Genomic DNA, 9,304 nt, shown 5'->3' on the forward strand with positions numbered 1-9,304 from the left:
TGTCAAAAACAGGCGTGCGTTACGGTTTTCCGCAGGCCTTGATCGATGTGATCAGCTCTTGGGCTCGGTGATGAAGCCGATTTTTCGCAGGCCCGCTTGCTGCGCGGCCGCCATTGCCTGCGCCACGCGCTCATAACGAACCGACTTGTCGCCCCGGATGTGAAGCTCCGGCTGCGGGTTCTGGGCTGCAGCGGCTTTGAGCTGCGCGCCCAGCTCTTCATCGGTGATTTTGGTCTCGTTGAGGAAGTAGCTGCCCTCGGCGTCCACGCTCAGGCGAACCGTTTCCGGCTTGATGTTCTGCGCTTCATTGGAGGCGCGCGGCAGGTCGATGTTGACGGAGTGCTTCATCACGGGGACCGTGATGATGAAGATGATGAGCAGCACCAGCATGATGTCCACCATGGGCGTCATGTTGATCTCGTTCATCACGTCATCGCTGTCGTCTTGGGTTCCAAAGGCCATGGTGCTTCTCGGTCGCTGAATGGAGGCCCCGCGCTTCGGGCTAGGGGCCGGATGATTGGGAGGCGCTCAGGCCTTTTTCATGGGTACGACATTGGCCTGGCCGCCGGCGCTCACGCGGGCGCCGGTCACGAAGTAGGCGTGCAGGTCGTGCGCGAAGCGGTTGAGCTTTTGCAGCACGCCCTTGTTGCCGCGCACCAGGGCGTTGTAGCCCAGCACCGCGGGAATGGCCACGGCCAAGCCGAGGGCCGTCATGATCAGCGATTCGCCGATGGGGCCTGCCACCTTGTCGATGGTCGCCTGGCCGGCCGCGCCTATGGACAGCAGCGCATGGTAGATGCCCCACACGGTGCCGAACAGGCCGACGAAGGGGGCCGTCGAGCCTACCGAAGCCAGGACGGCCAAGCCGGACTGCAGCTTGCCGGTGAATTCGTCGATGGCGTTGCGCAGCGTGCGCGTGACCCAGTCGCTCACGTCCAGCGCATCATGCAAATGCGCCTTGGTGTTGCGGTGGTGCAGGGTGGCTTCGCGGCCTTCCAGGGCCAGCTGGCGGAAGGGGTTGGTCGGGTCGCCGCCGAGCTTGGTGAGGCCCGCCGCGAAGTCCTCGCTATGCCAGAAATCTTCGGCCGCGCGGGCGATCTTTTTGTACTTGATGAGGTCCAGCGACTTGATGATGATGACCATCCAGGAGGCCAGCGACATCACCAGCAGCAGCACCGCCACTGATTTGGTGACGATATCGCCCTGGCTCCAGACGTTGGCAAGGCCGAATTGGGAATTCATGAATCAATACTCCAAGGTTCAAAAGATTTCGTTCAGTCTTTCAATGTCCAGTTGATGGGGACGTTGAAGGCCATGGTTTCGGGAACGCCATTTCGTTTGCCGGGCACATAGCGCCAGCTCATGACGGCGTCGTAGGCGGCTTTGTCGAGGCGGGAAAAGCCGCTCGAGGTCACGAGTTCGGCGCGCTGGGGCTTTCCGTCGACGCCAATCCAGACCCGGTGCGTCACTTTGCCTTGCTCACCCATTCGACGGCTCAGGGTGGGGTAGACCGGTGTGGGGTTTTGCAGGTAGTCGGCGTCGCTGGAGGGCAGTTGCACCACCGGAGGCCCAGGCGGCGCTGAGGGTGCCACGGCCACGGGTGCGGGCGGCAGCGGGGGGGTGACCACGCCCGTTGGAGCGTTGGATGAGGGAGCGGGGTCGGGAATGGCCAGGGGCTGGGGCGCCGGTTGCACGGGCGCTTTTGCGACGGGCTTTTTCTGCACGGCCGGCGTGGGTGGCGTGGGTGGCGTGGGCGGTACAGGTTCCACCTTCGGCGCGGGCGGGGAAATGAATTGCGTCAGGATTTCCGCAGGCACCACGATTTCCGCGGCACGCATCAGCAGGCCGCTTTGCAGCGCCCAGATGAAGCCGATGTGCAAGCCGACTACCACCAGGGCGATCACGGCATTTCGGCTCAGGGGCTGGCGCGGCGCAGGGGGGCGCGGGGCGGTGGAGAAAGTGGCGGTCATCGGAAAGAGTGGGTAGGCGAAGGGCCGCGTGCATGCCGCGGTCCGGTTCGATCAGTGTTTGAGCAGAATCAGCGGCGGAAAATCCACAACGCGGAAACTATTACCAGGAGCAGGCTGGCAGGGAGCCCCGCAATCAGGCTTGAGGTGAGTGTTGCAAGATGTTCCATGGGCTGCCTTCCTGCGCGTGGGCGGCGAGCTTGATGTTGGCGGTCGGGCAGCTGGTACTGCACTGCGCCACCACGTCACGGGCGCAGCCTTCACATTGGCCGCATTGGGTGGCCACGCCGAGTTCGAACTGGATTTCGTCAAAGCCCAGGCCCGCGCGCGCATGGCGGGCAATTTCGCGGTCGGAGATACGGCGGCAGACGCAAACAATCATGGAGGGGTTTGGCTGGGGATTGATTCAATCGGTTTGTCGATTATAAATGCGAATCTGTCGCATTTGCAATCTTGAGGCGCTATTTCACTGCCCAGCGGCTGCAAGCACCGTCCCCAACCGTCGATGTTGGTCTGCCAAAAACGCATTAGGCCAATCGGAGCAAGCCCTTTGTGCTATCAATTTAGTAGTGTTTGGCGCGCAACCGCATTCGCGATCTGCTAAAGACCCGTGGCGGCAGGGGGAGATGTCCGGGGGGTTAGACCTCAGCCCACATGCGCAGCAGGTTGTGATAGCAGCCGGTCAGCCGCACCACCTCCGGGCTTTCTGCCGCGCCTTGAGCCGCGCGTTCCAGGTCCTTCTGGCGCAGCGAGGTGATGGCCATGTCCATCTCATACAAAAGCCGGCGCTGGGCATCGGAGCGGACCATGCTTTCGATCCAGAAAAAGCAGGCCAGCCGCTCGCCCCGCGTGACCGGCTCCACACGGTGTACGGAAGTGCCCGGGTACATCACCAGGTCACCGGCGTCGAACTTGATGCGTTGCTCCCCGTAGGTGTCCTGTACCACCAGCTCGCCGCCGTCATAGCTGGCCGGATCGCTCAGGAACAGCGTGCAGGAGATGTCGGTGCGCACGTGGCGCGCGGTGGCGGCATGCGTGCGCACGGCATTGTCGATGTGGTTCCCGAAGTTGTTGGCGTCGCCGCCATAGCGGTTGAACAGCGGTGGGTAGACCGATTTGGGCAGCGCCCCGGTGACGAACATGGGGTTGCGGGCCAAAGCCACCGACACGATGTGGCGAGCCTGCTGGGCGGTCGGCAACTCCTCGGGCAACTGCAGGTTGTTCTTGACGGTGCCGCTCTGGCTGCCGGCGGTGATGCGGCCGTCGGCCCAGTCGGCGCCCAGAATCAGCTCGCGGACCTGCGCGAGTTCGTCGGGCTGGAGGGCTTGGTGAATGCGAAGCAGCATGGATGCATCTCCGGAAAGATCGCTGAAATGAAAAAAGGCACCCGGAGTATCCCCCAGGTGCCCAAGAGCAGGTTCCAAGGCCTTGAAGAACTCTCTTTACATCAGAACTTGCTGGTCAGCGTCAAGCGCACGCTGCGTGCGTCGCCGGGTGCGGCGAAACCGCGGTACAGCGTGTTGTAGTAGACCTTGTCAAACAGGTTGTCGATGTTCAGCTTGAGGGTGTTGCCCTGGCTGATACGGTATTCCACCAGCGCGTCGGCCTTCACGTAGCCTGGCGCGCGGTTGGTACTGGTCACGCTGTTGGCCGGCTTGTTCTGGCTGACTGCGGTAAAACCGCCGCCAATGCGCCACTTGTCGCCGATGCGGTAGGTGGTGAACAGGGTGGCTTGGCGGCTCGGGCTCAGACCTGGGTTTTCGCCGACTTCGGCCAGGCCGGCGGCATTGGAGCCGGACTTGTCAATCTTCGCCTTCAGGAAACCGATGCCCGCAAAAACATCCCACTGCGGCGTAATGCGGCCGGCAATCTCGAATTCGAGTGCATCGGTGTGGCGCTTGCCGGACAGCAAGTACGAATTGTTGGCGGTGTCGATGTCGGTATTGCGTTCGTTGTATTTCTCGGTGCGAGCCAGAGCCGTACGGAAGGACAAGTCGCCGCCGTAGAGCTCCCACTTTGCGCCGATTTCCATGTTACGGCTGCTCTCGGGCGGGGTGTTGGCCGATTGCGGATCGAACTGGTAGAGGTCGCCCGAGGTATTGAAAGAGGTGCCGTAGGCCGCGTAGTAGCTCACTTCCTCGGTCGGTTGGAACATCACACCCAGGCGTTTGCTCAACAGCGTGTCGGATCGACTCAGAGAGGTGTTGTTGGGTGCCGCATTTCCGGCGCGGTCGAAGTCGCCGCGGAAATTGTCGATCCGAAGTCCTCCCACCAATTTCCAGTAAGGCGTGAGGTCAATGGTGTCCTGTGCGTAAACGCCCAGCGTAGTGGCCTTGAATTGCGTTGCGACGCGATCCGTGAGATTGCCTCCGATACCGCCGCTGATCGGGTTGCCAACCGTGGTGGAAGGCTTTGGCGTGAGCGCATTTGTAACGAACGGGTAGGTGGACCGGCTGGAGTTTTCAACGGCATATTCAGCGCCCACGAGGATGCTGTTTTTGCGCCCGAACCAATTGGTGCTCGTCAGGTAGTCCGTCTGCAGGAAGGTGTGATGTTCCCTGCCTGATTTGGAGTTGTTGCCGCGGTTGACCACCGTGTTCGGATTCAGGTTGAAGATCGTGGTGCCGGCGGCGAAACTGGACTGAGTGGCCCACATGGCGCGTGAGTAGTAGCCGTCGCGCAGCGTGGTCTTCAGGCTGCTGCCGTCCGCCCAGCGGTGCGTGTGGGACAGTGTCAGCGCATCGGCCTTGTCATTCTGGAAGTCGGTGTTCAGACCGTACCAGTATTGGTTGGTCGGCGAAGGAGCGGGGCGGCTGTTGAGCCACGCAAAACCCCAGTCGGGCTTGTCGTTGTAGTGCAGGTGGTAGTAGCTGATCTCGAATTCATTTGCCGTGCCGATGCCGAAGCGGTAGTCCAGCGCCAGGCCGCGGCGATGGGTGGAGGCGCTGGCGTTGTCGCCGCGGCCGTCGCCGTCGGTAGCCATAGCGTTGATGCGCAAGGCCGCATCATCATCGAGCTTGAAGTTGAAGTCGCCCTGGTAGCGCTGGTAGCCCTTGGTGCCGACGGTGGCGTTCACCTCATGTTCGGTGATCAGGCGCGCCTGCTTGCTGACCTGGTTGATCACGCCGCCGGTGGAGCCGCGGCCGAACAGCATGGAGGCCGCGCCGCGTAGCACTTCGATGCGTTCGGTGTTGAAGTTGTCGCGGTTGTATTGCGCGATGTCGCGCATGCCGTCCAGGTAAATGTCGCCTGCCGCGCTGAAGCCGCGCAGGCGGATGTTGTCGCCGACGCGGCCGCCTTCGCCGGCTTCAAAGGTGATGCCGATGACGTTTTCCAGCGCGCTCTTGAAGCTGTCCTTGCCCTGATCGTGCATCAATTTTTCATTGACGACTGTTAACGACTGGGGAATGTCTTTGGCCGGCACGGGCATCTTGCCGACGCTGGTGATGCCGCTCTGGTAGGTCTGGGTTTCCCGGTCGCGGGTGCCCGTGACCGTGACCGGTGCCAGCGTTTTGGTCTCGGCCTGGGTGGCGGACGTTGTGCCTGCAGCGGGTGCTGGGGTAACACTTTGCGCCCAACCAGACACCGAGACCGCCAGCATGAGCGCACCCAGGGGCAGGAGGGCTTTGTCGGAGGACGACGTAGAGACCGCAGGCGCGGCGAGAGGAGTGAAGCTGTTAGTACCGGCGTTGCGGCTTTTTTTATTGCGCGCAGATCGTGCGGCGCGAGCGGACGGGTGTGCCAAGATGGCCTCCAAGCAGGGGCCAGCCTGGCAGGCGGCCCGGGTTCAGGAAAAAGCTTGGCTGGTTCGGCATCGATGAGAAGACGCGAATTGGCTGGCTCGAAAGTTCGCCCGAAGTTTATCCCAAATGATAATGATTCGTAATATCTTGTTTCGGAATCATGAAGAACCCGATCGCGCAGGCCTTTTTGTGTGGCAAAAATGCCAAAAGACGGGGAGGGGGCTAGCTCGGAGAAGAGCCAGCAAGGAGTGGCATGAGGGGAACCAGGCCCCCCAAAATGACAACGGGGCCCGCAGGCCCCGTATTTCATCGGCGTGCACCAGGCTTGAAGGCCCGACGCCGGATTGCCGGCTTAGCTGAGTTCGCCCATCTGGCTTTGCAGGTAGTTTTGAATGCCGACCTTGGCCACCAGCTCGATCTGGGTTTCCAGGAAGTCGATGTGCTCTTCGGTGTCGTCCAGTATTTCCTGCAGCAAATCGCGCGAGACGTAGTCACGCACGGTCTCGCAGTGGGCGATGCCATCCTTGATCGTCGCCTGTGCCCCGGTTTCGGCTTGCAGGTCGCAGTTGAGGGCTTCCAGCACGTCCTCGCCGATCATCAGCTTGCCCAGGTCCTGTAGATTGGGCAGGCCGTCAAGCATGAAGATGCGGTCCATCAGCTTGTCGGCGTGCTTCATCTCGCCGATGGATTCTTCGTATTCCTTCTTGGCCAGTTTGTCGAGCCCCCAGTGCTTGTACATGCGGTAGTGCAGGAAGTACTGGTTGATGGCCGTCAGCTCGTTCTTGAGCTGCGCCTGCAGGTGAGCGATGACTTTTGCGTCGCCTTTCATGGGGATTCCTTATCGTTGTAGAGCGGATCGCCCCATTGTCACTGGCCGTAGCCCACAACTCAAGCATTCCCCCTGCTGGCGCGGTCTGCTTGCGTGTGAGTGTGATAACCGTTCGTATTGCAGCGAGGGTGCGTTCAGCGCTCGGCGAAGGCGCGCTCCACCACGAAGTGGCCGGCGTGCTGCATATTGCCTTCTTCCAGGCCCTGGGCTTCCAGCATGGCCTTGATGTCGCGCAGCATGTCGGGGCTGCCGCACAGCATCAGCCGGTCGTTGTCCGCCGAGATCGCCGGCAGGCCGAGGTCGGTGTAGATCTTGCCCGACTGCATGAGTTCGGTGATGCGGCCTTCATTGCGAAAGCGCTCGCGCGTCACCGTGGGGTAATACATCAGCCGGCCGCGCACCAGCTCGCCCAGGAACTCGTGCTCGTGCAACTCATGCTCGATCAGGCCACGGTAGGCCAGCTCGGCGCTGGTGCGGCAGCCGTGGACCAGCACCACGCGCTCAAAGCGCTCGTAGGTGTCGGGGTCCTTGATCAGCGAGAGAAAGGGCGCCAGACCCGTGCCGGTGGCCAGCAGCCACAGCGTCTTGCCGGGCAGCAGGTTTTGCAGCAGCAGCGTACCGGTTGGCTTGCGGCCCACCAGGATGTCGTCGCCGGGCTTCAGGTGCTGCAGCCGCGAAGTCAGCGGGCCGTTGGCGACCTTGATGCTGAAAAACTCCAGCTGGTCTTCATGGTTGGCGCTGGCCACGCTGTAGGCGCGCATCAGCGGCTTGCCATCGACCGGCAGGCCGATCATGGTGAACTGGCCGTTGACGAAACGAAAGCCGGGGTCGCGCGTGGCAGTGAAGCTGAAGAGCGTATCGGTCCAGTGGTGGACGGAAATAATGCGTTCGGTGTTAAAGGCGCTCATGAGGAAAAAGAAGAAGAAAAGAAGGAAAAGTAATTTGGACGATGCAAGAGGGCAGGACCCGCCGCGCACTCCTTCAGTTCAGGCCCTCAGATCGTGCGTGAGCAACGCAGTATTTTATCGCCTGCGCGAAACTCTCGTTCGCAGACGTCAAGGGCCATGCCGGCGCCAAGGTCTCACCGCTCAGGCTCGGTCTTGTTTGCGCGGCACCCACGCGAACCACCCCATCACGATCACCGGAAGTCCCAGGCTCAGCCAGGCCCACCAGTCGCCCCAGCCGTCCGACACGAGAGCAGTCAGCAAACCGCTGGCGCTGAGCAGGCCCAGCACAAGGGGCCAGAGCCACAAACGCCAGAAAGAGTTAGCTGCTGCACTCATGCGGCGCCGCCTGGTGCCTTGTGCGCGAGGGCGTGCGAATCCGGTGCGCGTGCCGTCGTTGCCGGCTTCGCCACCGCAGCCGGGTTGCGGCGCTTGAGCCACAAATAGAGGCCGCTGCCCAGCACAATGATGGTGGCAATGTCCAGCAGCGCCCAGAGGATTTGCATGGGCATCCCGCCGTAGTCGCCGAAGTGCAGCGGTTGCGACACCAGCAGTGCCGTGAGGTACCAGGGCAGTGGCGGGCTGGCGGTGAGCGCGTTGGTGCCCGCATCCACCAGCACCGGTTTGAGCAGGCGCGAATTAAAAGGCTCGTTGCCGCGCAGGAACACCGTGTAATGGTGCGGGCTCGAAAATGTTGTGCCCGGAAAGGCGATGAAGGCCATCTTCATCTCGGGTGCGAGTGCAGTGGCCGACGCTGCCGCTTGCTGCACCGAGGCCAGGCGCTCCGGCGGTTTTTGCCCCTGGTAAGGCGCCAGCAGTGCGCGGAGCTGGTCGTACTGCCAGTACTTGATCACCAGGTCAGCCCAGGTATTGATCATCCCGGTGGCGCCCACGGTGAAGGCCCACACCAGTGTCACGATGCCCAGCAGGTTGTGCAGGTCCAGCCACTTGGCGCGCGGCCGGTTCTGCCGCACGGCGCCAAATTCGAGCTTGCGCATGAAGGGTGCGTACAGCACCACGCCCGAGACGATCGCCACCAGCAGCAACAGACCCATAAAGCCCAGGAAAAGCTTGCCGGGCAGCCCGGCGAACAGGTCCACGTGAAGCTTGAACATCACGTACATAAAACCTTCGTCGAACTTCGGCTCCGCCAGCACGGCAGCGGTGCGCGCATCGACGGCGACGGTTTTGTTGCCCACCTCGGAAGTAGGCGTGTCGCCCAGCGTCACGTACCAGAAGCGGTCGTCATCGATCTCGTGCGAGGCGAACATGGCTACCTTGCCAGGGTGCAGCGCCTGCGCCACCTGCATCACCCTGTCGAGGCTGGCGCGCGGCATGTCTTTGGGCAAGTCGGGCGCCTCCACTTCGGTGCCCAGCAGGTGGCCGATCTCGTGGTGAAAAATCAGGGGCAGCCCCGTCAGGCACAGCAGCAACATAAAGACCGTGCAGACCAGGCTGCTCCATTTGTGGATCCAGGTCCAGGTTTTGACCTTGCGGCTGTTCATCATGGTGCTCCTTGGGTGCCTAGAAACGGTAGGTGGTGCACATCAGATTCGGCCGTGTGGTGCTGGGGATGTGCGAGCCGTTACCGCCGCTCTGAAGCGCGGCGGCCAGCGAAAGAACGGTGAACGGGGCCAGGCGGCATGTGGCGCGCGGCAAGTGCAGGCTGGGCAAGTCAAAACTCCGGGGAGGATCGCCAGGAAACTGGCGTGCGCACGGCGGCCTGATGCGTCACGCCGGGTGGCGAAATGTCAGGAGTCCGTGGGCAGGTTGTTGGCTTGCTGCGCCTGGCAGCGAGTGTGGCTGCTGGGATGTCTGGCT

Annotated in this window: 11 protein-coding genes; all 11 read right to left on the reverse strand. The window is 62.2% G+C overall.

All coding sequences use genetic code 11. From position 1 onward, the window contains the following. Window positions 1-51: 51 nt before the first annotated feature. Entirely contained in the window at window positions 52-462 is a 411-nt protein-coding gene (locus AC1DXS_RS23120) for an ExbD/TolR family protein (protein WP_477739783.1), read from the reverse strand. Window positions 463-528: 66 nt separating this feature from the next. Continuing rightward, window positions 529-1,242 carry a MotA/TolQ/ExbB proton channel family protein gene (locus AC1DXS_RS23125; protein WP_477739784.1) on the reverse strand — a complete coding sequence of 238 codons (714 nt, stop codon included), beginning with the start codon at window positions 1,240-1,242 and terminating at the stop codon, window positions 529-531. A gap of 32 nt (window positions 1,243-1,274) precedes the next feature. Beyond that, on the reverse strand, window positions 1,275-1,970 hold the full coding sequence (locus tag AC1DXS_RS23130; RefSeq protein WP_477739785.1) for an energy transducer TonB: 696 nt from the start codon (window positions 1,968-1,970) through the stop codon (window positions 1,275-1,277). Between the two features lie 133 nt (window positions 1,971-2,103). Beyond that, complete coding sequence (locus AC1DXS_RS23135; RefSeq protein WP_413328267.1) at window positions 2,104-2,349, reverse strand: (2Fe-2S)-binding protein; 246 nt, start codon at window positions 2,347-2,349, stop codon at window positions 2,104-2,106. 256 nt (window positions 2,350-2,605) lie between these two features. Continuing rightward, entirely contained in the window at window positions 2,606-3,313 is a 708-nt protein-coding gene (locus tag AC1DXS_RS23140) for a Fe2+-dependent dioxygenase (protein WP_477739786.1), read from the reverse strand. Window positions 3,314-3,414: 101 nt separating this feature from the next. Further along, window positions 3,415-5,712 carry a TonB-dependent receptor gene (locus tag AC1DXS_RS23145; protein WP_477739787.1) on the reverse strand — a complete coding sequence of 766 codons (2,298 nt, stop codon included), beginning with the start codon at window positions 5,710-5,712 and terminating at the stop codon, window positions 3,415-3,417. Between the two features lie 350 nt (window positions 5,713-6,062). Continuing rightward, window positions 6,063-6,539: a bacterioferritin gene (gene bfr, locus AC1DXS_RS23150; RefSeq protein ID WP_477739788.1), complete on the reverse strand. Its 477-nt coding sequence runs from the start codon at window positions 6,537-6,539 to the stop codon at window positions 6,063-6,065. A gap of 134 nt (window positions 6,540-6,673) precedes the next feature. Continuing rightward, the gene (locus tag AC1DXS_RS23155) at window positions 6,674-7,447 is read right to left on the reverse strand and encodes a ferredoxin--NADP reductase (RefSeq protein WP_477739789.1); all 774 of its coding nucleotides are present in this window, start codon (window positions 7,445-7,447) and stop codon (window positions 6,674-6,676) included. A gap of 180 nt (window positions 7,448-7,627) precedes the next feature. Continuing rightward, window positions 7,628-7,822 carry a hypothetical protein gene (locus AC1DXS_RS23160; RefSeq protein ID WP_477739790.1) on the reverse strand — a complete coding sequence of 65 codons (195 nt, stop codon included), beginning with the start codon at window positions 7,820-7,822 and terminating at the stop codon, window positions 7,628-7,630. Then, on the reverse strand, window positions 7,819-8,988 hold the full coding sequence (locus tag AC1DXS_RS23165) for a PepSY-associated TM helix domain-containing protein (protein WP_477739791.1): 1,170 nt from the start codon (window positions 8,986-8,988) through the stop codon (window positions 7,819-7,821). Before AC1DXS_RS23165 ends, AC1DXS_RS23160 begins: the two co-directional genes overlap by 4 nt. A gap of 19 nt (window positions 8,989-9,007) precedes the next feature. Further along, window positions 9,008-9,157 (reverse strand): hypothetical protein, encoded by a 150-nt coding sequence (locus AC1DXS_RS23170; protein ID WP_477739792.1) that lies wholly within the window; start codon window positions 9,155-9,157, stop codon window positions 9,008-9,010. Window positions 9,158-9,304 lie beyond the last annotated feature (147 nt).

Source organism: Polaromonas sp. P3_B1 (genome assembly GCF_056402935.1).